The following is a 229-nucleotide window of genomic DNA, read 5'->3' on the forward strand; positions in this document are numbered from 1 at the left end:
GAGGTCGTATTCGGCTTTCACCGTCATGCCGGGAGAGCCGCAGTGCGCGGCACGACCTTGTACACCGAGCCGAGGTGCTCGAGCTGCTGCGCGGTGACGTTCTGCGCCGTGTAGGAGAGGGTGCGCATCATGTGCGGGGGGACGAGGCGCGCGAGATGCGTTGCGGCGCCCAGTGCACCGCGGACGACCTCGGGCAGGCCGAAGACGGCGTCGTCGGAGGCGACGATGA

At 69.0% G+C, this 229-nt stretch carries 1 pseudogene; it reads right to left on the minus strand.

What is annotated here, in order from left to right:
- Window positions 1-44: 44 nt before the first annotated feature.
- Window positions 45-229: pseudogene (locus NVV99_RS27080) on the minus strand (enoyl-CoA hydratase); the annotation flags it as partial.

Source organism: Rhodococcus sp. PAE-6, assembly GCF_025290685.1.
GTDB lineage: Bacteria > Actinomycetota > Actinomycetes > Mycobacteriales > Mycobacteriaceae > Rhodococcus > Rhodococcus pyridinivorans.